The following is a 24,204-nucleotide window of genomic DNA, read 5'->3' on the forward strand; positions in this document are numbered from 1 at the left end:
CGCCGCCTCTTCGAGGACGGGCCTCCGGTCAGCGGACGTCCCTGTTCGCCGCCACCAGCCACAGCAGCGGGAGCGGCGACATGACCAGCCAGAAACGATGCGCCTCGTACCAGTGGCCGTACCCGCACGTCGGCGGCCACAGCTGGAGCCCCGCGGGCAGGAGCACGGTGGCCAGGACGAGCATGAGCTGGACGGCGACGGCGGCGACGGCGGCCTGCCTCCCCGAGGTGAACCGGACGGCGGTCGCCGAGGCGGCGAGCCCGGCCCCCAGGCACACGACGGCCTCGACCAGCAGGTCGGACAGCGGGAACAGCCGACCCGGGGGAAGGCGGGAGACGACGACGGCGAAGGCGCCCAGCCAGACGACCGCCGCGACGGCGCCGGCGAGCAGGCAGCGCAGCCCCTGCCGGACCCAGCGGGGCACGGGGGCCGGTCCCGCGTTCGCGGCCACGGGGTCGACCAGCGCGAACGCCGCCGCTCCTCCGAGCAGGACGCCGCCGATCCGCATCAGGTCGAGCGCGGTGCCGGCCGGGAGCTCGTTCCCCGCCTCGACCAGCGAGACCAGGGCCGCGGTGAAAACGGCGACGGCCGCGAGCGGTGCCCAGTCGATCGCCCGCGCGAGCGGCCCGACCAGGAGGAGGGCCGCACGCGTCCGCCGGGCCCGGGGCTCGCCGGAGCCCGCCGGGGGAGCACCGCTCCCGGCCGCCCGCCGCTCCCGCCCCCGCGCTCCGATCGTCAGCGACATGGCGTGCCCTCCGGTCTCGAGACGGGGAACTCCCGGTCCAGGCCCAGCAGCGGCAGCGCCCGTTCGAGCGTGGTGGAGGGCCTCATGAGCGTGTCCCAGTGGGCCCGGACGCGCTCACGCGCGCCGGGGGAGGCGAGCAGCCGCCTGGCGTAACCGATCTCGGTGTCGCCGTAGCCGACCAGCCTTCTCACGCTCAGCCGGCTGTCGACCCGAAGCGACTCGGGCCGTGTGACCGGAGCGGCCTGCCCGGCCAGCCAGAGCGCCACCAGGGTGCGCGCCTGCCCGCGGGCGTCGCACGGGAGGCGGAATCCCGCGACGTGGAACGACAGGTCCTCGGCGAGCCGTTTCCGCTGGTCGGGATGACCCCAGGACATGCCCGGCCGCACGGCGTATGCCTCGGTGTCCTCGCCGAAGAACCAGGCCGAGGTCATCTGCCGGACCTGCGGCACCAGATGCCTCCGCTCCGGCGGTACGGCCCGCACCACCGGCCCGGCGGCCTCCTCCCACAGCGGGATCCACGGCACGTACTCGGGATAGGCGCAGTAGGTGACCCCGCCGCGCTCCTCACACCGGTACGCGTGCGGCCCGAAGAAGCGGTCCCGGACGCGTGGATCGACGTCGTCCGCGCCCACCCAGCCGGAACGGATCGCGGCGACCGGCCGTGCCGCCGTCGCGGTGGCCCCCGCGGGCACCGCCACGGCGACGGCCGCGACCACCGCGACCAGGGGCCGCCGCCGGAGCCCGTACCTCAGCGACGCGACCCCGCCGGCCAGGACGACCAGGGCCAGCACGTAGACCAGGTGCGTGCCGGAGGGCCGATCGGGCCAGTCGGGATAGTGGTGCTGCATCACCGGCAGCCACCAGCCGGACGGCATGATGGACGGGTTCTGGAAGATCATGAATCCGAGCGCCGCGATGACCAGCGGTCCGGCGATCAGCGAGGGCAGCCATCGGCCCACCGCCACTCCCAGCGCGGCCGCGAACGCCGAGGCGGCCACCGCGGTCAGCGGCTCGTACGGGTCCAGCGTCCCGGCGACGGGCCCCGCCAGGAGGCGGACGACGAGATAGAGGCCGAGCACCACGGCCGTCGACAGGCCGCCGACCAGCGGCGCCGCGAACAGCACGGCCCTCGTCCGGTGCTCGGCGCCGGCGGGCAGCCCGGCGAGACTCTCCGGCATGCCGTGCCGGCCGTCACGGGAGGCGGCGAGGTTCGCCACGAGCAGTACGGCTCCGGCCAGGCAGGACGCCACGCCCGTCGCGGCGATCGGATCGATGTTCATGTCCGGCTGCTGGTCGCGGCTCAGGTACGTCTGCACCGCCAGGACGAGCGCCGCGGTGCCCCACAGGACCGGATTCCGCGTCAGGCGGAGTGTCTCGAAGACGAACAGCTCCCCTGACGTTCCGCGAAGGGAGAGAGCGCGGACGGCCCCGTCGCCCGCGCCCCGCTCCTCCTCGCGGCCCGCCGTACCGCGTCCGGCGTCGCGACCGGTCACGCTTCCGGCCGTGTGGCCGGTCATGCCACCGCCGCCCGCCCGCGGTCGCCGAGCAGGAGCAGGTAACCGTCCTCGACCCCCGGCTCCACCGGCACGCCGTCCTCCGGCCTGTCGCCGAGGGTACGGTAGCGGCCGCCGGCCGTGCGCCAGAACAGGTGCGGCCCGGCAGGAGGCCGCTCGGACAGCCACACCCGTCCTGCCGCCGTCGCGGCGAGCTCGCCGGGCGTCCCGTCGAAGACCACCCGGCCCCCGTCCACGGTCACCACCCGCTCGCACAACGCCGCGACGTCCTCGGTCTGGTGGGTGGACAGCAGCACGGTGCGGCTCTCGCCGACCTTCGACACCAGCGCCCTGAACCGCATCCGCTGCTCGGGGTCGAGTCCCACGGTCGGCTCGTCCAGGATCAGCACGTCCGGCTCGCCCAGCAGCGCCTGCGCGAGCGCCAGGCGCCGGCGCATGCCACCCGACAGCTTGCGCGTGCGCACCCCCGCCTGGTCCGACAGCCCCACCTCCGCCAGCACCCGGCGCACCTCACGGTGACGCTCGCGCCGATCGGTGATCTCCTTCAGGATCGCCACGTAGTCGACCAGGTCGAACGCGGTGAACTGCGGGTAGTAGCCGGGATCCTGCGGCAGGTAGCCGAGCCTCCGGCGCAACGCGGTCCGCTGGACCCGGTCCCCGGGGTCCAGGCCGAGGACCTCGACGGTGCCCGAGTCGGGAGCGAGCGTGGTGGCCAGGCAGCGCAGCAGCGTCGTCTTGCCCGCTCCGTTCGGCCCGAGCAGGCCGGTGACGCCCGGCGTGACGGCCAGGTCGAGGCCGTCCAGGACACGGTTGCGGCCATAGCGCTTGACCAAGCCCTTCACGGTGATGCTCAACGGGGCTCCCCCGGGTCGAGGCGGCTGCGCCGCCGGTAGACGAGTGCGGTGAGAAGGGCGGCGGCGCAGCCGTACAGGACCTGCGCGCCCGGCTGGAACGGGACCCGCCAGCCGCCGCCGACCTCGGCCGCGACGGCGACACCGGCCAGCCACAGCCCGCCCGTGATGAGCGCGGCGACCGGTACGGGCAGCCGGGTGGACAGCGCCAGGCAGCCCGAGGTCGCCACGAGCGAGGGCAGCAGCCACGCGGCGCTCAGCCCCGGCGGGGCGGGCAGCAGTGGCGAGGCGAGACCGGCCAGCACGAACGCCACCGTGAGGACGGCGGTCGAACGGACGAGCAGCAGCCGCGGTCCCGACAGGGGGGTGGCGGCCAGCAGCTCGTGGGCGGGGTCGACGCGCGGGCCGTAGGCGGCGGCGATACCGGCCAGCGGCAGCACCGGAGCGGTCACCAGGAAGAACGGCAGGGCGCCGGCCGTGTTCCTCGCGGCGAGCACGCCGAAGGCGAGCACGGCGAGTACGGCGACCGGCCACGCCCTGCCGGGCGTCGGCGTCACCGTCACCAGCCGCGCCACGTGGCCGGGAAGCCCGACGAGGCGCAGCAGCCGCTCGGCCGGACGCGGCCTGGGCCGGCCCGCCCGGTCCTCAAGGCGCTGCCAGGAGCCTTCGAGCCACTCCCGCTCGTACGGGACGGCCGCCCGGCAGACCGGGCAGCCTCCGAGGTGCGCGTCGACCGACATGGCCCGCACCGGGTCCAGTTCCCCGGCCAGATAGCCGTCCAGCAGATCGCCGGGGATGTGCCAGGTGCTCATCGGCCGCCGGCCTCTCCGGGCTCGCCGTACCCGCTCATGCCAGGTCCTTTCGCAGACGCGCCCTCGCGCGCATCGCGCGGGTCTTGACGGTGCCCTCGGGGATACCGAGGAGCCGAGCGGCCTCCCTGACGGTGAGGCCGTCGAGCACGGTGGCCTGGATGACCGCGCGGAGCTCGGGCGTGAGCCTGCGGATCGCCGTGTCGAGGTCGCCGTGCTCCACGCGGACCAGGACCAGGTCCTCGGCCGACTCGACGGTGCTCCGCGCCTCGTCGAGGTCGTGGCCCTGGCCGATCCAGCGCGCCCCGCGGCCGCGCAGCACCGAGACCAGCCTGCGCATCGCGATCGTCCAGAGCCACCCGGCGGCGTCGTCGCCGGTCGGGCTGAAGCGCGCGGCGGACCGCCAGACGGCCATGAAGGTGTCCTGAAGAGCGTCGTCGACCGCGTCGAGGTCGGCACAGCGGCGTGCCAGGCGCGCCCGCAACCAGGGGGCGTGCCGCCGGTGCAGGATGCGCAACGCGACCATGCTCTCGGCGGCGATCGCGGCGATCAGTTCCGCGTCGTCGCTCTCGGCGGTGACGGGGGGAGGGTCCCGCCGCCATGGGGAGAAAAGGCTCACATCTCATCTATCGCACGGAGCGGGGGTGAGGGTTCTCTCCTCACGGTGTGCGGCGAACCTCATGGCGGTGTGCCGCGAATCTCGTGGCGGTGTGCCGCGAACGGGGAGTTCCCGGCCGTGCCACGCCCCGCCGGGTGCCGGGAAGATTAAAACGTGGCAACGGATGGCGGCCCTGCTGCCGGGTCGTGGACCCGGCGGGGCCCGGCGGTTTTGCCCGGGGGAGCCGGGCCGCCCGCGGTGGATGTCGTGTAACGCTAAGGAAACGGCACGTTCGTGTGCCATTGACACCTGGTGGAGCTTGGTTCTACTGTCCAGCTCAACCGGTTAAATCGTTTTTTCATAGGAGTCCAACCACCCCCCACTTCCTGAGGAAGCGCTCATGTTCACTGTTTCGCGAAGGTCCGTTCCCGCCGCGATGGTGGCCGGTCTGCTGGCGATCGCGCTCGCGGCCTGCGGTGGCGGCACCACCAAGGACTCGGCGGGTTCCGCGGCCCCGGCGGCCCCGGCGTCCTCCGCCCCGGCGAAGGCCGACCCGAACGCGCCGATCAAGGAAGGGCTGAAGATCGCCTTCCTGCCGAAGCAGATCAACAACCCGTACGAGGCGATCGTGGACAAGGCCGGGATCGAGGCGGCCGCGGAGTTCAAGGCGGAGGCCAAGGAGGTCGGCCCCTCCGACGCGTCGGCCTCCTCGCAGGTGTCGTACATCAACACGCTGACCCAGCAGGGGCACGACGCGATCCTGATCGCGGCCAACGACGCCAACGCGGTGTGCGGGCCGTTGCAGCAGGCGCGGGCGAAGGGGACGAAGATCGTTTCCTACGATTCCGACGCCTCCAAGGAGTGCCGTGACCTGTTCATCAACCAGGCCGACTCCGAGGAGATCGGCCGCAGCCAGGTGAAGCTCCTGTCGGAGCTGATCGGCGGCAAGGGTGAGGTGGCGATCCTGTCGGCGACGGCGAACGCGACCAACCAGAACACCTGGATCGAGTTCATGAAGGACGAGCTTGGCAAGCCCGAGTACAAGGACATGAAGCTGGTCAAGGTCGCCTACGGCGACGACGACGACCAGAAGTCCTTCCAGGAGACCCAGGGCCTGCTGCAGGCGTACCCGGACCTGAAGGGGATCATCTCGCCGACCACGGTCGGCATCTCGGCGGCGGCGCGCTACATCTCCGGCTCGAAGTACAAGGGCGAGGTCGTGCTGACCGGGCTGGGCACCCCCAACCAGATGCGCCAGTTCGTCAAGGACAAGACGGTCGAGAAGTTCGCGCTGTGGAACCCCAAGGACCTGGGCTACCTGGCCTCCTACGCGGCGGCGGCGCTCGCCTCGGGGCAGATCACCGGGGCCGAGGGCGAGGTGCTCAAGGCAGGCAAGCTCGGCGAGCGGACGATCGGCAAGGACGGGGAGATCATCCTCGGCCCGCCGTTCACCTTCGACGCCTCCAACATCGACCAGTTCGACTTCTGACGTCCTGGTGCGGCCCGCGCCCGGAAGGACGCGGGCCGCACCCGAGAAAGGCCATTCCATGCAGCGTGTCTGCTTCCTGCTGAAGGTGCGGCCCGAGCGCCTGGCGGAGTACCGCGAGCGCCACCGCGCCGTGTGGCCGGAGATGCTCGAGGCCCTGAGCGCCACCGGCTGGCACAACTACTCGCTCTTCCTGCGCCAGGACGGGCTGCTGGTCGGCTACCTGGAGACCGAGGACTTCGAGGCCGCCCGCGAGGCCATGGCCGCGACCGAGGTCAACGCCCGGTGGCAGGCCGAGATGGCGCCGTTCTTCGAGAGCCTCGACGGCCGTCCCGACGAGGGCATGGTCGCGCTCGAGGAAGTCTTCCACCTCAACTGATCGGGGACCGATTCATGATCAAGGATTCGCTGCGGGGGCAGGTCATCGAGACCCCGTCGTGGGCGTACGGCAACTCGGGCACGCGGTTCAAGGTGTTCGCGCAGCGGGGGGTGCCGAGGGACCCGTTCGAGAAGCTCGCGGACGCCGCGCAGGTGCACGCGTTCACCGGGGTGGCGCCGCAGGTGGCGCTGCACATCCCGTGGGACCGGGTCGACGACTACGCCGCGCTGGCCGCGCACGCGTCGGAACTGGGCGTGCGGATCGGGGCGATCAACTCCAACGTGTTCCAGGACGACGACTACATGCTGGGCAGCGTGACCCACCCGGACGCGCGGGTGCGGGCCAAGGCCCTCGCGCACCTGCTGGACTGCGTGGACATCATGGACGCCACCGGTTCCGGCACGCTGAAGCTGTGGTTCTCCGACGGGATCAACTACCCCGGCCAGGACGACATCCGCGCCCGCCAGGACCGGCTGGCCGAGGCGCTGGGCCGGGTGTACGAGCGGCTGGGCGACAACCAGCGCTTCCTGCTGGAGTACAAGCTGTTCGAGCCCGCGTTCTACGCCACCGACGTGCCCGACTGGGGGACGGCGTACGCGCACTGCCTGAAGCTGGGCCCCAAGGCGCAGGTGGTGGTCGACACCGGACACCACGCGCCGGGCACCAACATCGAGTTCATCGTGGCGTTCCTGCTGCGCGAGGGCAAGCTGGGCGGCTTCGACTTCAACTCCCGCTTCTACGCCGACGACGACCTGATGGCGGGGGCGGCCGACCCGTTCCAGTTGTTCCGCATCATGGTCGAGGTGATCGGCGGGGGCGGGTTCACCGAGGACGTCGCGTTCATGCTGGACCAGTGCCACAACATCGAGCCGAAGATCGCCGGGCAGATCCGGTCGGTGATGAACGTGCAGGAGGCCACGGCCAAGGCGCTGCTGGTGGACCGGGAGGCGCTGGCGAAGGCGCAGTCGGCCGGGGACGTGCTCGGGGCCAACGCGGTCGTCATGGACGCCTACAACACCGACGTGCGGCCCCTGCTGGCCGAGGTGCGCGCCGAGCTGGGGCTGGACCCCGACCCGATGGCGGCGTACGCCAGGTCGGGCTATTTCGAGAAGATCGCCGCGGACCGGGTCGGCGGCGCCCAGGCGGGCTGGGGCGCCTGATGCCCCCGCGCCCGGCGCTCCCGCGCCTGATGTCCCCGCGCCCGGCACCCTTCGCGAAGCCGGGGTGCGAGGAGAACGTCATGACCGCCGCGCTCGACCGGGTGACCGCCCCGCGCACGAAGGTGGGCCTCGTGGCCGGGGGACTGGGAGTCTACTGGCCGCAGTTCCCCGGCCTGCTGCCGCAGCTGCGGATCGGCAACACCACCTCGCGGGTGGACTTCGGGTGCGACCCGGGGGAGTGGACCGACGCGTGGAGCGCGACCGGCATCTCTCACCACTGGGCGCTGGGCACCGGCCACCGGATCGCCGACCTGCGCGCGGTCGCCGACCTGGTCGGCGTCGACGTCATCGAGGTGAGGCCGTAGGGCGCGGGCGCCGATCAGCCCAGATCCCGCTCCGCCGCGGGGGCGCGCAGCGGGTCGAGGCGGCGGATCAGCTCGATCGCCGCCTCGATGATCCGCTCCGCCTCCGCCTCGCTGTCGCAGGTCGCCACCTCACGGCCCGCCTCGCCGATGACCGACGTCAGGACGGCGACCGTCAGGCGGTCGAGGGAGGTGCCGCCCGCGCCGAGCAGGACACCGTTCTGCCGTACCCACTCGCGGCCGCGCGTGCGGCGCATCAGCTCGAACCCCGGGGGCCCGCCCCCGTCCATGAACAGCCGGGCCAGATCCCGTCGTTCCCACGACCCCTCGAGAAAGGCGCGGGCACCGGCGACGAACAGTTCCAGGGGGTCGTGGGTGCCCGACTGGCGGGCCTTGGACACCGCGCAGGCCGCGTTCTTCTCGTGCTCGGCCTGGTGTTTCTCCCACAGCGCGAGGAACAGCTCGGTCTTGCCGCCGAAGTGGTGGTAGAGGCTGCCGATGCTCAGCCCGGCGCGCTCGACGACGTCGGCCACCCCGGCGTCGGTGAAACCGTGCTCGGTGAAGACCTCCCTGGCGGCCCTGAGCATGCTCGTACGAGTCTGCGCCGTGCGGCTCCACTCCCAGGCGCCTGGCTTGCGTGTCATGTGCCTCTCCGTCGTCCGCCGGACGGAAAGGCCCCGGAACCCCCTCCTGTCCGATGATGGTTCCGTGTTCAGGCGGGGCTGGGAATCCCGTTGCCGCGGAATCCGCGTCCGGCCAGCACGTCGTCGAGGGAGGGGACGGGTACGGAGTCGCGCGGACCCGGCTGCGCGAGCTGGACCAGCACGCCGTGGGCCTCCTTGGGGTGCAGGAACACCTCACGCCACCTCGGGTCGCCCAGGTTGAGGCCGTGCAGGCGGTAGCCGCGCTCGGTGAGCAGGGAGACCGCCAGGTCGATGTCGGCCACGTGGAAGTTGAGGTGGTGCACGCCGCCCCGGCCGCGCGTCAGCTCGAAGAAGCTGTCGAAGAAGGTGGAGCCCTCGAGCGGCTCCATCAGCTCGATCTTGCCGCCGCCGGGATAGGTGAACTGCACGGCCCGGTAGCCGCCGAGCTGGTTGTCGCCGCCACGGTGGAAGGTCCCGCCCAGCAGGTCACGATAGACCGGCAGGAGATCCCTGATCCGCGGTGCCGCGACGGCGGTGTGGTCGAAGACGGCCCCGAGTTCCCGAAGTGCCCGGAGCTCCGGTGAGACGTCGTGCACGTGGGCTCCTCGCGGTCGGGGCCGGAAGACCGGCCAATCCTAGAATTGCATTCTAGTGGTCCTCGCCCGTACCGCGTGTCTCGCGGGCGGGATGATCTGCCCCGGGCCCGAGGGAGCCGGTGACGTACCCCGGCGCGGTTCGCGCTTGCCGGAACCGGCGTCGTCCGGCCGGCGGACGCGCTCCGGCGGGTGAGAACCGGGCACGCGTATCGTGTCCGGGGGCGGAGGGTCGTCGTGCCGATCGTTCTCAGCCGACGGCGCGCACGTAGTCGCCGGGTGCGACCACGCCGTGGCGTTCTTCGCGCAGGACCGCCTCGACCATCGCCCTGGCGGCCGCGGAGACGTCGGTGTCGCGCCCGACGTGGGCGATGAGCTCGTCGCCGACGGCCTCGATCCGCGCGACGCCGGGGCCGAGGGCCAGGTCCGCCGCGGCCTGGACGCCGGCGAGGTCGACCCAGCACGAGCGGGCACGTACCCAGCCCGGCCCCCGTTCCGCCGGGGGGAGGCCGAAGCCGGCCGGATCGACGTCGCCGTCGGCGGCGGCGACGATGAGCCGCTCGACCCCGCCGAGGACGGCGGCGGTCTCGTCGGCGGTGGCCAGGCGGGCATCGAGGGCGAGCCCGCAGCCGAGCGTGCCGTCCAGCCGGTAGATGTCGAGCTCCGCGGGGGCGCCGAACACGCGGTCGCCCATGCCGGGTTCCACGCCGGATCCCGGCAGGATCGCACGCGAGTGGCCGGTCGTGTTGTTGACGACCACGTCCCGGTGGCAGCGCATGCCGCGGGCCCGTTCCGCCTCGGCCTTCGCCTCGGAGAGCCGGGCCGGGTCGTACCTGCCGTACTTGTACGCCGCCAGGGCCGCGGTGTTCGTCTGGGAGACCGACCGCAGGAACGAGGACGACGCGGTGAAGGGAATGATCGTCTCCTGGGCCACCGTGCCGACGTAGTCGCGCAGCTCCGGGGAGAAACGGTTGTTGCACAGGCAGTTCAGCTGGCACCCCGGGGATCCGGTCCAGCTCGTCAGGAGCGACGCGAACGCGGCCATCACGACCGCCGGCGGCCGCACGCCGGTGTCCGCCGCGACGTGGGCCAGCGCCTCCGCGGCGGGCCGGGAACCCAGCAGGAGGTGATGATGGCCGCGGGCGCCGGGAAAACGGAAGGGCAGGCCGAGCGCGCACAACGGCTTCTCGGCCACCTGGCGGGCCCAGTACCTGACCGAGTCCTCCAGCCGGCGCCGCCCGGCCGGGGTGCGTTCGTAGGTGGCACGGTCGGCGGGGTGGTACGCGGCGGGAGGAAGCGGCCGGCCCGCCAGCAGGGCGGCGAGTTCGGCGCGCAGAACCGTCATCGCCGACAGGTCCGCCGCCACGTGCGACACGTGCAGGACGACCAGGAACGGAGCTCCCGACCGGGTCACCACGCCGGCCCTCACCGGGAAGTCGACGGCGGGATCGAAGGCCCGGCCGGGCGGGAACCAGCCCTGGCCGGTGCCCGTGGCCTCGACCACCTCCGCGACGAGCGTTCCCGAAGCGTGCACGAACTGCTCGCCGTCCCGCAACAGGGTCCGCAGCGCCTCCTGGCGACCGATCAGCGTGCCCAGGGCCGCGCCGACCGCGTCCATGGTGCTTCCCCGGGGCACGCGCACCATCGTCGACAGGATGTCGGCCGGCCCCGGCAGGTCCGGACTGATCCACTCCAGCACGTTCTTCTGGCCGACCGTCATGGGCCACCGCCCCGACCGGGGACCCGAGAAGCGGACCTTCAGGTCATTCACCTCCGACCACCACCGGTCATCGCGGTCCGCCTCGCACGGGGACCCCACGAGACCCTGGCGCGTGCTTCCCCGAGAATCACTGACGTGTGGTCCGGCCGGGAGCGACGGGCCCGACGAGTCGACCGCCGCGCCGGCAGCGCCCGCCGCGGCCGGACGGCTCGTTCAAGCCCGATCCCTAGCGCCCGTCACGGTTGCCGTCGAGACGTACGCCGATATGGCATTCGGCTGAATTATCGGCTCGAGTGTCATATCGGGATTCGTCATCGATCGTCCCGCTCCTTATATCGGTGAAAGAAGGCTAAGGAGCGCCATTGTTGGCGTCAAGACGTCAGGCGGTGCTCAGATTCCTCTTTTTCCGGCCTCGGGCCGGCACTTCCTCGGTCCAGCCATATCGGGCGAGGTCAGGCGGGGGATCGCCTCCCGTGCCGGGGAAATCATTTCCCGCTCGGACCGCCATATCCGGCCCGCTCTCTCGGCCCTGACCGCGGTGCCGTCTCTCATCGGGAGGCGGGGAGGTCGCTCTTGTTTTCGTGGCACGTCAGATGTTTACCCCAGGACGATTAGTGGGTGGACGATCTGGTGATTCTTGCGGCGATCGTCCACGTGGCCACCACCGGCTGCGCCCGGCGGCAGCCGCCGCCGGGGTTCGGCGCCTCCTGGAAATGAAACCGGGTGTCCACGCCCTGGGGGGAACGCCGGGTGACGTTGTGGCGTTCGGGTGCGCGCCCGTGCGTCGGGCGACGAAACACGTCGGGTCCGGGCGAAGTCGCCCGGACCCGACGTCTGCCATCGGCTAGCAGGTGGTCATGCCCTGGTCCATCTCTGGGTGGCCTGGCCGTTGCACGTGGCGACGGTCACGGTGGAGCTGTTGCCGGTGCCGGTGACGTTGAGGCAGAGGTTGCCGGCGCCGCTGGTCACGGTGCCGTTGGAGTTGAAGGTCCACTGCTGGTTGCTGTTGGTGTGGCAGTCCCACAGTTGCACGCGGGTGCCGGAGCCGGCGTTCGTGGGGGAGTCCAGGCACTTGCCAAGGGTCTGGAGCCTGCCGGAGTTGTAGCTGAAGAGCTGGTTGGCGCCCGTGTGGCAGTCGTAGATCTGCAACAGGGTGCCGTTGGCGCTGGCGCTGTTGGGGGAGTCGACACAGCGCCCGGCGCCCTCGTTGCGCAGGCGGAAGCTGGTCGTCGGGGTCGGGGTGACCGTCGGGGTCGGGGTGACCGTCGGGGTGACGGTCGGGGTGGGCGTCGGGTTGGGCGTGGAGGTGCTCTGGAACTGGGAGATGAACTTCCACACCTCTCCCTTGGTCCAGGTCTGGGCGCCGTTCTCGGTGTAGGTCCCGTCCACCGGGGCGGGCGTGTGACCGTTGTCGTACGCGGCCCAGACGACCGGGTACCCGGCGCGGCATCCCGAGTAGGCGGTGACGATGTGACCCCGGCTGCCCTGGCCGGGCTCGGGCGGGTTCTGCGCGGTGCAGCCGTTGTTGCGGACGAACCTGTCCCGCAACGCCCGTCCCTGCGAGATGTTGAGGACGCTGTCGGTGATGCCGTGCAGTCCCATGTAGGCGATGGGCTCGTTGCCGCCGCTGCATCCGCTGAGCTGCGCGCCGGCGAACACCGCGACCGCGCGGAAGACCGTCGCGCGGCTGCACGCGAGGGAGAAGCTCATGCCGCCGCCGTAGCTGAACCCCATGGCGAAACGCAGCGAGGGGTCGACGCAGAGATCCGCCTCCACCCGCCGCATGATGTCGTCGAAGAGGGTGACGTCCTCGCCGTTGGAGTTGGCCCAGCCGTTGTTGAGGCCCTGCGGCGAGATGAAGATCGCGGTGTTGTTCGACAGCTGCCGCTGTCCGTAGTAGGACCAGGAGGCCCCGCTGCTTCCACCGGAGTCGACGTCGTTCATGGTGCCGTTCAGCCAGTGGATGCCGAAGATCAGGCGATAGGGGTTGTTGTTGTTGTAGTTCGCGGGAATCCGCAGGATGAAGCTGCGATTCTTTCCGCTGGACTGAATGGTGTGTGTTCCGCTGCTCAGCGTCGGGTTCTTTCCGCATCCTGCGGTTCCTGCGAGCGCGGCGGCGGTGGACGCCGAGGCTCCTGTGCCGCTGCCGCTGCTCATCGCCGCATGCCCCGTCACCAGGACGAAAGCCGCCGCGAGCGCCACGGCCCCGAGGACGGACCTATGCTTCAACATTTGCGATTCCCTCTGACTGTGGGGACCGGGCCGACGATAAAGACATCTTCTGCGTTCCTCTCCATCAGCGGCATCGAATGCCCGGCGCTGCGAAACCGGAATCGCGGTGTGAGCGCCAACGTTCATCAGGACTTATCGGTATGCCGTTTGCGCGCTGTATGGGTGTAATGCAAGGGAGCAAATACGACCTGATTGAGGATGTCAAGCAACTTGCTTCGCAGCCCCGGACGCCTGGCCCGCGAGGAGTGCCCACGTGCGTGCTGGCCAGGGAAGGTTCGTGCCGGCTCCCGGCGCACAGAATGAAACTTTCGTAGCGAACAGGTCGCTCGCGCGCCGGGCGGAGGGCTATGGCCCCCAAATATGATCATGGGATGACGCCGTCACGCGCACGGTACCCCGTCCAGAAGTTTCGGCAGAATTCCGATAGTTTCGGCCGGAATCGGCCGATCCCGGGTCGCGTGGGCCGGGGACCGCCGGGCTTGGAGCGTGACTCGTTCGGCGGTCACCTGTTGGGGACGGCGTAGATGCATTTCTCCGGCGGCCGGTCCCTGATGAGTCGTGGGAGCCGTTTCAGCGCGTGGTCCCGCCGGCACTACTCGGCCGTAAGGCGGTGGACGGCGGCGTGTGGATGACCGGATGGTCTTGGCCGCGTTTGTGTACGTGGTCACCACCGGGTGCGCCGTCATCGCCCGGCCGGGCGGCTCCGCACATGCCGCGGGTCGCCGGAGACCTTGCCTGCGCAGGAGATCGCCGGCCGGGCCGCGGCATTCCGGCCTTCGTGACTCCCGTCCCCGGCCCCCGAGCCGTCACCACGACTCCTGTCAGGTCCCTTCGGGGATTCGGTAGAGGGCCCTGGTGGAAGTGACCCACTCCCGGTCGAGGAAGCGCCCGGTGATCCGGCCGACCATGCACAACATGAGGTGCACACACCGGCTGAGGTCGAGCGCATCGCCGAGCTCGATCCCGCTCGTGTACGGCCGATAGTCGGGAAGATCTATGTATCCGCCTTCCTCGTACGGCGGAGTGACGTCGCCGACCTGTTCCCCGTCGTAGTAGAGGTTCACCGGTTCGAGTTCCCTGAGATGGTCGTTGTAGCGGACCTCAAGGACGCGTCGCTTTCCCAGGTTCCGTATGGCGGGGTGGTACGGGTAGAGCCTGTGGGCGAGAACGTGCGTCCATCCGGCCGAGTGCGCGCCCATCCAGACCATTTCCCCGGATGAGGTCTGGAACGCCTCCGTCGCCGTCTCGAGGCCGCACTCCCGCCGCGAGTCAGGATCGACCCGAAGAAGCGCGCTCACCTCGTCCACGTCTCCGCTCTCCACCCAGAGCCCGTGAAAGAGATACTCGATCCGGTGTTCGACCAGCAGGCCCCACTGATCCTCAAGCGGGTACTCCTGAGCCGGGTCCGTCATCTCTCCTGCCTCCAGACGCAGCGTGGGGTTGCCGGGCCTTCGCCTCGGCAACCCCGCCTGAGATATCACCAACTCTATCCAGGCCGTCTGACTCTTAGAGCTCGCGCCAACCGGCAGGGGCTCATGGGCAACGCCTTGACCGGTGTTCGCACAAGGCCTTCGGTGGGTCCGCGATGGATGGCTTCCAGCGGTTAGCTTCTAACGGTGCGCACCCGGACCGCTCTGCAGGCCCTCACCCGGCATCCGCTGTCCTTCCTGCGGTCCCGGTGGCCGTGGCGATCGCTGGCGTACCTGTTGTCGAGTGCCGTGCTCGGCGTCCTTGTCGTCATCGTCGTGGTGTCGATCTCCTCTCTGGGATTCGTCCCGCTCATGGTCGCCGCAGGGTTGGCCGCCACCGGTCTGCTCGTTTTGCCGGTGACGGGATTCGAGCGGTGGCGGCTGCGGCTGGTCGACCTCGCCCCGCCCGCCCGCGCGCCTGACGAGCTGTGGCGCAAGATCGGCCTGACGTTGGTCTCGCTCCTCGTGCTCTGGTGGATCGACCTGGTGGTGGTCTGTTTCACCATCGGGGGTCCCGTCGTGCTGATCCTGTCGCCCGTCCTCCAGCCGATGGAGGAGACGTGGGCGCTCGCCGCCGTGCTGACGGCCTCGGCCGCTGGACTCCTTCTGCTTCCGGTGGCCGCCTACGCCTTCACCGCCTGGGCGGGAGCGCGCGGAGCCATGACCAGGGCGCTGCTCGCTCCACGCGAGACCGAGCTGGCCGAGGTGGTGCGCTCACGCGCCCGACTGGTGAACGCGTTCGAGATGGAACGCCGCCGGATCGAGCGCGATCTGCACGATGGTGCCCAGCAGCGGCTTGTCGCGCTGAGCATGAAGCTGGGTTTGGCCCGGCTCGACCTGCCGCCGGACTCGCCGGTCGCTGAGCAGGTCGCGCAGGCCCATGAGGAGGCCAGGCGGGCCCTGGCCGAACTGCGAGAGCTGATCCGCGGCGTGCATCCGCAGGTGCTCACCGACCGCGGCCTGGCCGCCGCCACCCGTGATGCGGCAGGGCGCTCTCCGGTGCCGGTGGATGTGAACGTCTCCCTGCCGCGGCGGCTGCCCGAGGCGGTGGAGGTGACCGCCTACTACGTCGTCTCCGAGGCCCTGGCGAACATCACCAAGCACAGCCGGGCAGGCAGGGCCCAGGTGCTCGGCCTGCTGGTCGACGATACGCTGATCATGGAGATTCGCGACGACGGGGTCGGCGGTGCCGATCCGGCCGGCGGCACCGGTCTGATCGGACTGGCCGACAGGGTGGCCGTGGTCGACGGCAGGCTGTCCCTGTCCAGTCCGGCCGGCGGGCCGACAACGATGCGAGTGGAGATTCCGTGCGGGTAGTGATCGCCGAGGACGCCGTCCTTCTCCGTGAGGGCCTGGTCGGCCTGCTGGAGCGCTTCGGGCACACGGTCGCCGCCTCGGTTGGCGACGCCGTCTCCCTCGTCACCGCGGTGGAGGAGCACCGGCCCGATATCGTGGTGGTCGATGTGCGGATGCCGCCCGGCTTCACCGACGAAGGTCTGCGCGCCGCGCTCGTACTGCGCACGACGTACCCGGAACTGGCCGTACTGGTGCTCAGCCAGTACGTCGAGCAGACCTACGCCGCCGAGTTGCTCGGCTCCGGTCGTGGCACGGGCATCGGTTACCTCCTCAAGGAGCGGATCGGGGACGTCGGCGAGTTCGTCGACGCGCTCGTCCGGATCGCGGAGGGCGGCACGGTCATCGACCCCGAGGTGGTGCGGCAGTTGCTCAGCGGGCGGCGCGATCCGCTGCGGCGCCTTACTCCGCGGGAGCTGGAAGTGCTCGCCCTGATCGCCGAAGGACGGGCCAACGCCTCGATAGCCCAGGCTCTTTTCGTCACCGGCGCGGCGGTCGCCAAGCACATCGCGAGCATCTTCGCCAAACTCGATCTCCCGCCCGCCGCCGACGGCCACCGCCGCGTCCTGGCCGTCCTGGCCTACTTGCAGGCCGAGCCGAGGTAGTGCCAGATCTACCCCGGGATCTGGTCCCCGCGCCAATGTGCGGCGGGCGCTGCACCGGTTGGATCGACGGCATGGCAACGACCTCTTTTGAATTCCCCGGCCGCTGGGTTGAAGGTGCCGGACTTGTCCTCGGTCCGGTTCTGATGCTCGCCGGAGTGCTGCTCCGCGTCGATTTCGACGACTTTTTCCCCGGGCAACTCGCGGCGTTCGCCGCAAACCCCGGCAGGATGACCGCCTCCTACAGCGCCTTCGCCGCGGGGAACGTCCTGCTGTGGCCTGCCGTCATCGCGCTTGTCCGGCGCGCGTGGGCGACCCAGCCGCGGTGGGCGCTGTGGGGTGGTGTGATGGTCATGCTCGGGTTGTTCGCCCGCGCCTTCCACGCCGGGATCAATCACCTGATCTTCCAGATTGCCGACGCTCAGGGGGTGGGGGCGGGGCGGAAGGCGGTCGACGGCTACTACGGTGCGTTCCACGTGCTTCAACCGTTGTCGATCGCGATCTTCTTCGGCTGGGTCGTGCTGGCCGTCGGCGTATGGCGGGCAGGCGTGCTGGGGATCGTCAGGTCCCTCGCCCTGGCATCGATGAGCGTGCTGCCGATCGGCGTGCTCAAGGGCACAGGTCCGATGTCGATCGTCGCCACTCTCGGCTTGTGCGTCGCGCTGGTGCCGCTGGGGACGCGCATCCTGAAGGACGGGCCCGCGCCCAGGTGGTGGGCTTATCCGCTCGCGCTGGGTGTGGGCACCGCAGCCGTGCTCCTCGGCATGGCCGGTTGACGGCCGAGATCGACGGCGGCCACTTCTTCGGGGGCGCCCGGGGTACGGCCACGCTCCGCTCGCCGTCGGCGGCGAAGCGCGTCATTTGACGAGCAGCGTGCCGAACACAAGTTGGCAGGGGCTCGTGGGCGGCGAGCCGGGGAGGAGTTCATCGCCTTGATCCGGGACGGCCGGCCGCGTCGCGTGGCGAGGAGAACTCAGCGCCGGCGGCGATGGCCGGCCCGGAGCCCTCAGCGCCATACGAACGGCTGGGACGCGGCGGGTGGTGCGGCCGGCTCCGGCCGGACGCGACAGCCGGGCGGCCCGGGGGGATCGCACCCTCGGGCCGCCCGGCCGGCGGCCTCAGCCCCCGATCACGGGTGCGCTCTCGGGAACGGACTCCCTCTCGGGAACGGCCCCCGCCGCCGCGTCCGGTCTCGGAGCCGCGAGAAGCCCCGCCAGGTGGTCCGCGATCGCGGAGATGGTGGGCTGCTGCCACAGCAGGGTCGCGGGGAGACGGCGGCCGAAGCGCTTCTCCAGGCGCCGCCGGACCATGACGGTCATCACCGAGTCCAGCCCCTGCTCGACGAGGGGACGCCGGGTCGCCAGGTCCTCGGGGTCCAGCCTCATCACGGCCGCGATCTCCGCGCGGATCTCGGGCAGGACGCGCTCGCGCAGGTCCTCGGGCGCCAGGCCGGCGAACGCCTCCGCGGGCCCCTGGAGATCCTCCTCGGCCGGGGCGGGCGCGTCGATCACCGGATAGCGGAGTCCCGTGAGGTGTCCCACCACCCGGCCGTCCACGTCTGCCAGGAGCGCCCGGACGGTGTCGTCGGCGGACGGGTCCACGGACGCGTCGATGATCACCGTCGCGGGGGGCGTGCCGGTCAGCACCACCTCGTCGATGTGCACGACCATGCGCAGCACCGGATCGCCGGGGAACACGCAGGGCGCCACGGACATCGCCGCGTCCAGCGCCGGCGCCCAGCTTCCCGGTTCCCCGGTGCGGGCGGTACGGGCTGTGTGGACAGTGGCCCGCAGCGCGCCGTCCCCGCCCAGCAGCGCCTCGATCGTCCAGTCGAAGCCCGTCGAGGGCACGCCGACGGTGGCCAGCCGCTTGTGCACGAACCCGGGATCGATCGGGGCGAGCGCGCCGGTGTCCGGCAGCACGTCGGGTTTCACCTGGCCCGGAGCGGCCACGTTCGCGGTGACGTGCACCAGCCAGGCGGGTTCCGGCTCGTCGGGGCCGCCCGGGGTGCGGGCCGCGAGCCGTACCGCCGGAGGCTCGTGCACGACCTGGACCTGCCTGCGTTCCGCGGTCATCAGCGGATGCATCATCTCCACGTCGGTGAGCGTGACGTCCTCGTCCTCGACCGCGTTCAGGAACGTGTTGACCAGCACGGCGGCGGGCACGATCTCGACCCCGTTGAGGGCGTGGCTGCCCGGGTAGGGCCGGTTGGCGTCCTCCACGCTGGTCCGCCACACCCGGGTCCGGCTGCCCGCGAGGCTGCTCACGGCTCCGAGCAGGGCGTGGGAGTGCACGTCGTGCCCCCGGTTGTCCTCCCCGACGTACTCCTCGCGCCAGTGGCGGCGGTGCTGCCAGGCGTACGGCGGCAGGTCGGCCAGGCCGCCGGACGGGTGCAGCCGGCTCCAGTCCACCTCGACGCCGTGACAGTGCGCGGTGCCCAGCGCGACGAGGAAGGTCAGCGGCTCCGGCTGGTTCCTGCGCAGTGACGTGCCGACGAACACGTCCTCGAACCCGTTCTCCGAGAGCGTCTCGGTCACCGAGTGCGCGACCACGGGGTGGGGGGAGATCTCCAGGAACACGCGGTGGCCGTCCTGCGCCGCGGCCGTCGTCGCCGCGACCAGCCGCACGGGGTCACGGAGGTTCGCCGCCCAGTACGCGCCGTCCAGGACGGGCGCCGACCGGGGGTCCGCCAGCGCGGTCGTGTACATGGGGATGCGCGGCGCCCCGAACGAGAGATCGGCGACGGCGGCGGCCAGCTCGACGGCCAGCGGATCCATGTGCGGGCTGTGGAAGGCGACGTCCGACGCCACCCGGCGCACCACGATGCCCTCGACCGGCCACTCGTTCACCACCTCCTCGACCGCGGCGACGTCGCCGGACAGCACGGTGGAGCCGGGGGCCGACGCGATCGCGGCTACCAGGTCGCTGCGGCCGGCCAGCCTCTCCGCCGCCTCCTCGAAGGACAGGTCGACCATCACCATGGCCCCCCTGCCCTCGGCCCGGCGCAGCAGCCGGGAACGGCGGCAGATCAGGCGGGCGCCGTCGGCGACGCTCATCGCGCCGGCCGTCACCGCCGCCGCGAGCTCGCCGACGGAGTGGCCGATGACGGCCTTCGGCGTGACCCCGTACGCGTTCCAGAGCCTGGCCAGGCCCAGCTGCATCACGAAGATCATGGTCTGCACGCGGTCGATGGTGTCGAGCTCGCCGTCGGCCAGGACTCGCCGGGGGGAGAAGTCGATCTCCTCGGCGAAGATCGGCTCCACCTCGTCGACCAGGGACGCGAACTCCGGCACGGCGAGCAGCTCCCGTCCCATTCCGCGCCACTGGCAGCCCTGCCCGGAGAAGACCCAGACCGGCCCGGGGCCGGGCTCGGGCAGCACGTCACCGGTGATGACGGCCTCGCCCGGCACGTCCTCCGCGAGCCTGCGCAGGCCGGCCGCCAGCTCGCCCGCGTCCGCCCCGACCACGACGGCGCGACGGGCCAGGTGGGTGCGCCGCAGCGCCAGCGTGTGCCCCGCCGACGCGAGGTCGAGCCCGTTGCCGAGGTGGTCGGCGAGCTTGGCCGCGTACTGCCGCAGGGCCTGCTCCGACGCGGCCGACAGCGGGAACAGCCGCTCCCCCGTCACCTCTCCCGCGGGTACCTCCTGAGTGGCGGGAGCCTGCTCGAGCACGATGTGCGCGACCGTGCCGCCGTACCCGAAGCTGGAGACGCCCGCCCGGCGGGGGTGGTCGCGCTCGGGCCAGGCCGACTGTTCGGTCACCACGCGAAGGCCCGAGGTCTCCCACGGGATGGCCGGGTTCAGGCTGGTCAGCACGCTCGGGGGGATCTCGCCACGGTGGAGGGTGAGCACCGCCTTGATGACGCCGGCGATGCCGGCCGCCCCTTCGAGGTGCCCGATGTTGGACTTGACCGAGCCGATGAGGCACGGGTCACCGGGGGGCCGCCCCGTGCCGTACACGGAGGAGAGCGCTCCGGCTTCGAGCGGGTCGCCGAGCCGGGTCCCGGTGCCGTGCGCCTCGACGTAGTCGACGGTGGACGGCTCGACGCCCGCCTGCCGGCAGGCCCGGACCATCACGTGTTCCTGGGCCTCCCCGCACGGCGCCATGATGCCGTTGGTGTGCCCGTCCTGGTTCACGGCGCTGCCGACGACGAGCGCGAGGATCCGGTCGCCGTCGCGCCGCGCGTCGGACAGCCGCTTGAGCACGACCACGCCGCAGCCCTCGCCGCGCCCGTAGCCGTCGGCCGACGCGTCGAACGACTTGGACCGCCCGTCGGGGGCGAGGGCTCCGGCCGTGCCGAGCGTGAGGGTCTGGCCCGGGGTGACGAGCAGGTTGACCCCGCCGGCGAGGGCGACGTCGTTCTCGCCGAGCCGCAGGCTCTGCGCGGCCAGGTGCAGCGCGACCAGCGACGCCGAGCAGGCGGTGTCGATCGCCATGCTGGGCCCGCGCAGGTCCAGGGAGTAGGAGATGCGGTTGGCGACGGCGCAGGTCGCGGCGCCGATCCCGGTCCACGCCTCGATCTGGGGCAGGTCCTCCAGGAGGCGGCCTCCGTAGTCGGCGGTGCAGACTCCCATGAACACCCCGGCGTCGGTGCCGGCCAGCCGGTGCGGCGGCAGGCCGGCGTGCTCCAGGGCCTCCCACGCGGTCTCCATCAGGATCCGCTGCTGCGGGTCCATCAGCTCGGCCTCGCGGGGCGACAGGCCGAAGAACTCCGCGTCGAAGCCCTCGATGTCGCTCAGGAAGCTGCCGTGACGCACGGCGTCGCGCAGCGCGGCGGCGTACTCGGGGCTCCGGTTCTCGTACCGGCGCCAGCGTTCGGCGGGTAGCGGCCGGGTCGTGTTCCGGCCGGCGCACAGCAGGTCCCAGAACTCGTCCGGTGAGCGGGCGTCGCCGGGAAGGCGGCATCCGATCCCGACCACCGCCACTGGTTCCACCCGGACTCCGCGCGGGCTGTCGGCCATCTGCTCTCGTTTCCCTTCGGTCAAGCCCACTGAGGATTGTCGATGATCTTGATCACGGCGCTGGAGACGGTCACCCCCGGCCCGGTGCCGAGCATCAGCATGTGGTCGCCGGGGCCCAGCCGCCCGGCCAGGAGCAGGTGGTCGAGGGAAAGGACCTGGTCGCTGGCCCCGCAGTGGCCGATGGTGCGGCCGTAGTCCCAGGTCGAGCGGGACATGGGCAGGTCGAGCATGGCCATGCACCGCTGTTCGACGATCTCCTCCGAGTAGTTCATGAACGCCACCCGGGCCAGATCGCCGGCCTCGATCCCGCTCTCGGCCAGCGCCCGCTCGACGACCTCCATCAACGCCCGCTGGATCTTGAACAGCGCCGCGGTGGCCTCGCCCTTGGACATGACCTGCTGCCGGAACTGCTCGTTCCTGGCCGCGAAGCTCATCTTGCGCCCGACCGTGACGCCCGGGGGGAACAGGGGCTCGCTGCCCCGGTGCAGTTCCTCGGCCTCGGTCACCGTCGTCGTGCAGACCGACGTCAGGCGTGCGAAACCCGGCTCCTTGGTGAGCACGAGCGCGCTCGCGGCGTCCCCGCCGACGTAGCCGGGGCCCATTCGCCACCGGTCCATCAGCGGGGTGCCGTAGTTGTCGGCGGCGACCAGCAGGGCGGCCTGCCGGCCGGGGGCGGCGTCCAGGTGGGCGGCCGCGAGTTCCAGGCCGATGAACATCCCGTTGCAGCCCTGCCGGATCTCGGTGGCCAGGACGTCCCCGCCGACGAGATGACGCTGCAGGTAGGAGTGCGGGGGCCAGCCGTCCGGCCCCTGGTGCCAGGTCGAGGCGTACAGGAGGAGATCCAGGTCGGCCGGCGCCCGCCCGCTGCGCTTGAGCGCGCTCCGCGCCGCGTGCAGGGCCATCTCCGGAGCCGGTACGTCACCGGCCACCACCGCCCCGGCCAGGTTGTGCAGCTCGGCCTCCTCGGCCGGGTACCAGCCCTTGGCGACGGCTTTCTCGACGCTGACGACGGTCCGGGGGAGGAACGCTCCCACTCCGCTGATGTACGTGTCCGTCAACCGCATGACTCTGTCCTCGCCCCGGCTAGACGGATTCGAGTTCTCTGACCATCGCCACGATGGTCACGACGTCCCGGAAGTTCTCGGGGTCGAGCCTCGCGGCGGGGATCGGGACGCCGACGTCCTTGCGGAGGAAGTTCAGCAGCCGCGCCGTCCGCAGGGAGTCCAGGAGACCCGACAGCAGGAGCGGGGTCGTCTCGTCGACCTCGATGTCGTCGCCGTCCAGGACGAGGTTCTCCTGGACGAAGTCGACCAGCCTTCGCGTGAGCTCGGTCGTGCGCGTGTGCGTGAGCTCGGTCATGCGCGTGCCCCTTCCGTGACGGGGGAGGGGGAGAGGATCCTGAACGCCGCCGCGGCGACGGACGTCCCGGAGCCGAACCCGACCATGAGCAGGTGGTCGCCGGCCACGAGCCCGCCGGTCGCGAGCAGATGCTCGAAGGCGATGAACTGGTCCACCGCGCCGCAGTGGCCCACCCGCCTCCCGTAGTCCCAGGTCGTCTGGTCCTCGTCGATGCCCAGCCAGGACATCTGCCCGTCCAGGTCCTCGCGGCGGCCGTGCGGCAGCGCCACCCGCGTGATGTCGGCGAGCCCGATCCCGGCCTCGTCCAGGGTCCGCTCGACCTGCTGCATCATCGTCTTCTGGATCGTCAGGTGGATCCCGGTCCCATGCGCCTTGAGCAGCCTCTGGCGGAACTCCTCGTGCCGGTCCCCGAAGCTCAGCCCCCTGCCGACGGTGGCGTCCGGGGGGAACAGGGGGTAGGCGCCGTCGTTGACCGCGTCGGCCTCCGGGATCACCGTCGCGTTCACCGACAGGAGTTCGGCCATGCCGTACCCCTTGCCGAGGAGGAGCGCGGCCGCGGCGTCGCCGATCAGCGCCCCGGGGGTCATCCGCCAGCGGTCCACCAGCGGGGTGCCGTGGTTGTCCGAGGAGACGATCATCGCCGTCTCCCGGTTCGCGTCGGCCTGCAGGTAGCTCGCCGCCAGTTCGAGCGAGCTGATCATCCCCACGCAGCCGCTCCGGATCTCGAACGCCGGCACGTTCCCGCCGAGGAGGTGCATCTGCAGGTAGTGCTGGGGCTGCCAGCCGTTCGGGCCCTGGTGCCAGACCGACGGGTAGAGCAGGAGGTCGAGATCGCGCGGGGAGGACTCGCCCCAGCGGTCGTACGCGTCCAGGACCGCGAGCCGCGCCATCTCGGGCGCGGGCATGTCGCCGGCCACCGCCGCGCCGATCTGCTGGAACCTCTCGGCCTCCTCGGGCGGGTACCAGCCCTCACGAACCGCCTGCTCGACGCTCACGCTGTCGGGCACGTAGACGCCAAGACTCCTGACGAACATGTTGGATGTACGCACACGTCCCCTAACTCATCAACTCATCGACGGTCCCGGACAACGGTCTTCGGGCAGCGAAAAGGCGGCTTATCCGATTTATCTCGGGCGCCGGGATGTCAAGCGACCCGCGGCCGGTCGATGAAAACAACGGAAAATGGGCCGGCGGGCCGTCAGGGGCAAGAATAGGGGCGGCCCGTCGGGTAAAGCAATATGAACGAGAGCAATCCGGTCGGCGACATTCCGTGATCGGGGTCCGACGGAACGTGTTTGGCTTTGGAAATGCGCCTTTCCGCTCCGGGCCGCGGTTTCTCCGAATGAAACTTTCATAATCCGGACGAC

The 24,204-nt window shown here is 71.3% G+C and carries 21 protein-coding genes and 1 pseudogene; 8 read left to right on the top strand and 14 right to left on the bottom strand.

Going from position 1 to position 24,204, the window contains the following annotated elements; genetic code table 11:
* Window positions 1-28: 28 nt before the first annotated feature.
* From AB0G15_RS13630 to AB0G15_RS13650, 5 genes are read right to left on the bottom strand one after another with little or no spacing between them, the layout of a single operon-like run.
* Window positions 29-745: a hypothetical protein gene (locus tag AB0G15_RS13630; RefSeq protein WP_362838587.1), complete on the bottom strand. Its 717-nt coding sequence runs from the start codon at window positions 743-745 to the stop codon at window positions 29-31.
* Entirely contained in the window at window positions 736-2,238 is a 1,503-nt protein-coding gene (locus AB0G15_RS13635; protein ID WP_362838590.1) for a hypothetical protein, read from the bottom strand. Before AB0G15_RS13635 ends, AB0G15_RS13630 begins: the two co-directional genes overlap by 10 nt.
* Window positions 2,239-2,258: 20 nt before the next feature.
* A complete protein-coding gene (locus tag AB0G15_RS13640; RefSeq protein WP_362838593.1) occupies window positions 2,259-3,113 on the bottom strand; it encodes an ATP-binding cassette domain-containing protein in 855 nt (284 codons plus the stop codon).
* The gene (locus tag AB0G15_RS13645) at window positions 3,110-3,922 is read right to left on the bottom strand and encodes a zf-HC2 domain-containing protein (protein WP_362838596.1); all 813 of its coding nucleotides are present in this window, start codon (window positions 3,920-3,922) and stop codon (window positions 3,110-3,112) included. Before AB0G15_RS13645 ends, AB0G15_RS13640 begins: the two co-directional genes overlap by 4 nt.
* 34 nt (window positions 3,923-3,956) lie before the next feature.
* Window positions 3,957-4,538 carry a sigma-70 family RNA polymerase sigma factor gene (locus AB0G15_RS13650; protein WP_362838598.1) on the bottom strand — a complete coding sequence of 194 codons (582 nt, stop codon included), beginning with the start codon at window positions 4,536-4,538 and terminating at the stop codon, window positions 3,957-3,959.
* Window positions 4,539-4,917: 379 nt separating this feature from the next.
* Between AB0G15_RS13650 and rhaS the strand changes: the two genes are divergently transcribed.
* The 4 genes from rhaS to AB0G15_RS13670 all read left to right on the top strand — a co-directional run bounded on the left by rhaS (window position 4,918) and on the right by AB0G15_RS13670 (window position 7,907).
* Entirely contained in the window at window positions 4,918-6,006 is a 1,089-nt protein-coding gene (gene rhaS, locus AB0G15_RS13655) for a rhamnose ABC transporter substrate-binding protein (RefSeq protein WP_362838601.1), read from the top strand.
* A 58-nt stretch (window positions 6,007-6,064) separates the two neighbouring features.
* Window positions 6,065-6,382, top strand: a complete 318-nt coding sequence (locus AB0G15_RS13660; RefSeq protein WP_362694577.1) for an L-rhamnose mutarotase — start codon at window positions 6,065-6,067, stop codon at window positions 6,380-6,382.
* 14 nt (window positions 6,383-6,396) lie between these two features.
* Window positions 6,397-7,542: an L-rhamnose isomerase gene (gene rhaI / locus AB0G15_RS13665; protein ID WP_362838604.1), complete on the top strand. Its 1,146-nt coding sequence runs from the start codon at window positions 6,397-6,399 to the stop codon at window positions 7,540-7,542.
* 80 nt (window positions 7,543-7,622) lie between these two features.
* Window positions 7,623-7,907: a hypothetical protein gene (locus AB0G15_RS13670; protein WP_362838606.1), complete on the top strand. Its 285-nt coding sequence runs from the start codon at window positions 7,623-7,625 to the stop codon at window positions 7,905-7,907.
* A 14-nt stretch (window positions 7,908-7,921) separates the two neighbouring features.
* Here AB0G15_RS13670 and AB0G15_RS13675 read toward each other — a convergent pair whose 3' ends face one another.
* From AB0G15_RS13675 to AB0G15_RS13690, 4 genes are all read right to left on the bottom strand, one after another.
* Entirely contained in the window at window positions 7,922-8,548 is a 627-nt protein-coding gene (locus AB0G15_RS13675) for a helix-turn-helix domain-containing protein (RefSeq protein ID WP_362838609.1), read from the bottom strand.
* Window positions 8,549-8,616: 68 nt separating this feature from the next.
* A complete protein-coding gene (locus AB0G15_RS13680; protein ID WP_362838611.1) occupies window positions 8,617-9,144 on the bottom strand; it encodes a VOC family protein in 528 nt (175 codons plus the stop codon).
* A gap of 247 nt (window positions 9,145-9,391) precedes the next feature.
* A complete protein-coding gene (locus AB0G15_RS13685) occupies window positions 9,392-10,912 on the bottom strand; it encodes a condensation domain-containing protein (protein ID WP_362838614.1) in 1,521 nt (506 codons plus the stop codon).
* 804 nt (window positions 10,913-11,716) lie between these two features.
* Window positions 11,717-13,093 (bottom strand): ricin-type beta-trefoil lectin domain protein, encoded by a 1,377-nt coding sequence (locus AB0G15_RS13690; protein ID WP_362838616.1) that lies wholly within the window; start codon window positions 13,091-13,093, stop codon window positions 11,717-11,719.
* Between the two features lie 526 nt (window positions 13,094-13,619).
* On the opposite strand from AB0G15_RS13690, the pseudogene AB0G15_RS13695 reads away from it, so the two are divergent.
* Window positions 13,620-13,771: pseudogene (locus AB0G15_RS13695) on the top strand (transposase); the annotation flags it as partial.
* A gap of 143 nt (window positions 13,772-13,914) precedes the next feature.
* On the opposite strand, the gene AB0G15_RS13700 reads toward AB0G15_RS13695, so the two are convergent.
* Window positions 13,915-14,505, bottom strand: a complete 591-nt coding sequence (locus AB0G15_RS13700; RefSeq protein WP_362838619.1) for a hypothetical protein — start codon at window positions 14,503-14,505, stop codon at window positions 13,915-13,917.
* Between the two features lie 204 nt (window positions 14,506-14,709).
* Here AB0G15_RS13700 and AB0G15_RS13705 point away from each other — a divergent pair, with 204 nt between their 5' ends.
* The 3 genes from AB0G15_RS13705 to AB0G15_RS13715 all read left to right on the top strand — a co-directional run bounded on the left by AB0G15_RS13705 (window position 14,710) and on the right by AB0G15_RS13715 (window position 17,293).
* Complete coding sequence (locus AB0G15_RS13705; protein WP_362838622.1) at window positions 14,710-15,879, top strand: histidine kinase; 1,170 nt, start codon at window positions 14,710-14,712, stop codon at window positions 15,877-15,879.
* Window positions 15,870-16,520 carry a response regulator transcription factor gene (locus tag AB0G15_RS13710; protein ID WP_362838625.1) on the top strand — a complete coding sequence of 217 codons (651 nt, stop codon included), beginning with the start codon at window positions 15,870-15,872 and terminating at the stop codon, window positions 16,518-16,520. The genes AB0G15_RS13705 and AB0G15_RS13710 overlap by 10 nt, the downstream gene beginning before the upstream one ends.
* 71 nt (window positions 16,521-16,591) lie before the next feature.
* The gene (locus AB0G15_RS13715) at window positions 16,592-17,293 is read left to right on the top strand and encodes a hypothetical protein (RefSeq protein WP_362838627.1); all 702 of its coding nucleotides are present in this window, start codon (window positions 16,592-16,594) and stop codon (window positions 17,291-17,293) included.
* 342 nt (window positions 17,294-17,635) lie between these two features.
* On the opposite strand, the gene AB0G15_RS13720 is transcribed toward AB0G15_RS13715, so the two are convergent.
* Genes AB0G15_RS13720 through AB0G15_RS13735 form a run of 4 tightly spaced genes read right to left on the bottom strand, consistent with a single transcriptional unit; the run spans window position 17,636 to window position 23,886 of the window.
* Complete coding sequence (locus tag AB0G15_RS13720; protein ID WP_362838630.1) at window positions 17,636-21,451, bottom strand: beta-ketoacyl synthase N-terminal-like domain-containing protein; 3,816 nt, start codon at window positions 21,449-21,451, stop codon at window positions 17,636-17,638.
* A gap of 47 nt (window positions 21,452-21,498) precedes the next feature.
* Window positions 21,499-22,542: a ketoacyl-ACP synthase III family protein gene (locus AB0G15_RS13725; protein ID WP_362838633.1), complete on the bottom strand. Its 1,044-nt coding sequence runs from the start codon at window positions 22,540-22,542 to the stop codon at window positions 21,499-21,501.
* Between the two features lie 19 nt (window positions 22,543-22,561).
* On the bottom strand, window positions 22,562-22,837 hold the full coding sequence (locus AB0G15_RS13730) for a phosphopantetheine-binding protein (protein WP_362838636.1): 276 nt from the start codon (window positions 22,835-22,837) through the stop codon (window positions 22,562-22,564).
* Entirely contained in the window at window positions 22,834-23,886 is a 1,053-nt protein-coding gene (locus AB0G15_RS13735; RefSeq protein ID WP_362838639.1) for a ketoacyl-ACP synthase III family protein, read from the bottom strand. The genes AB0G15_RS13730 and AB0G15_RS13735 overlap by 4 nt, the downstream gene beginning before the upstream one ends.
* Window positions 23,887-24,204 lie beyond the last annotated feature (318 nt).

Source organism: Streptosporangium sp. NPDC023825, from assembly GCF_040639575.1.
GTDB lineage: Bacteria > Actinomycetota > Actinomycetes > Streptosporangiales > Streptosporangiaceae > Streptosporangium.

Bases quoted from the DNA above. Each gene is read 5' to 3' on its own strand.
- AB0G15_RS13630 (WP_362838587.1), bottom strand. From the start codon at position 745: ATGTCGCTGACGATCGGAGCGCGGGGGCGGGAGCGGCGGGCGGCCGGG.
- AB0G15_RS13645 (WP_362838596.1), bottom strand. From the start codon at position 3,922: ATGAGCACCTGGCACATCCCCGGCGATCTGCTGGACGGCTATCTGGCC.
- rhaS (WP_362838601.1), top strand. From the start codon at position 4,918: ATGTTCACTGTTTCGCGAAGGTCCGTTCCCGCCGCGATGGTGGCCGGT.
- AB0G15_RS13660 (WP_362694577.1), top strand. From the start codon at position 6,065: ATGCAGCGTGTCTGCTTCCTGCTGAAGGTGCGGCCCGAGCGCCTGGCG.
- rhaI (WP_362838604.1), top strand. From the start codon at position 6,397: ATGATCAAGGATTCGCTGCGGGGGCAGGTCATCGAGACCCCGTCGTGG.
- AB0G15_RS13670 (WP_362838606.1), top strand. From the start codon at position 7,623: ATGACCGCCGCGCTCGACCGGGTGACCGCCCCGCGCACGAAGGTGGGC.
- AB0G15_RS13675 (WP_362838609.1), bottom strand. From the start codon at position 8,548: ATGACACGCAAGCCAGGCGCCTGGGAGTGGAGCCGCACGGCGCAGACT.
- AB0G15_RS13690 (WP_362838616.1), bottom strand. From the start codon at position 13,093: ATGTTGAAGCATAGGTCCGTCCTCGGGGCCGTGGCGCTCGCGGCGGCT.
- AB0G15_RS13700 (WP_362838619.1), bottom strand. From the start codon at position 14,505: ATGACGGACCCGGCTCAGGAGTACCCGCTTGAGGATCAGTGGGGCCTG.
- AB0G15_RS13715 (WP_362838627.1), top strand. From the start codon at position 16,592: ATGGCAACGACCTCTTTTGAATTCCCCGGCCGCTGGGTTGAAGGTGCC.
- AB0G15_RS13725 (WP_362838633.1), bottom strand. From the start codon at position 22,542: ATGCGGTTGACGGACACGTACATCAGCGGAGTGGGAGCGTTCCTCCCC.
- AB0G15_RS13730 (WP_362838636.1), bottom strand. From the start codon at position 22,837: ATGACCGAGCTCACGCACACGCGCACGACCGAGCTCACGCGAAGGCTG.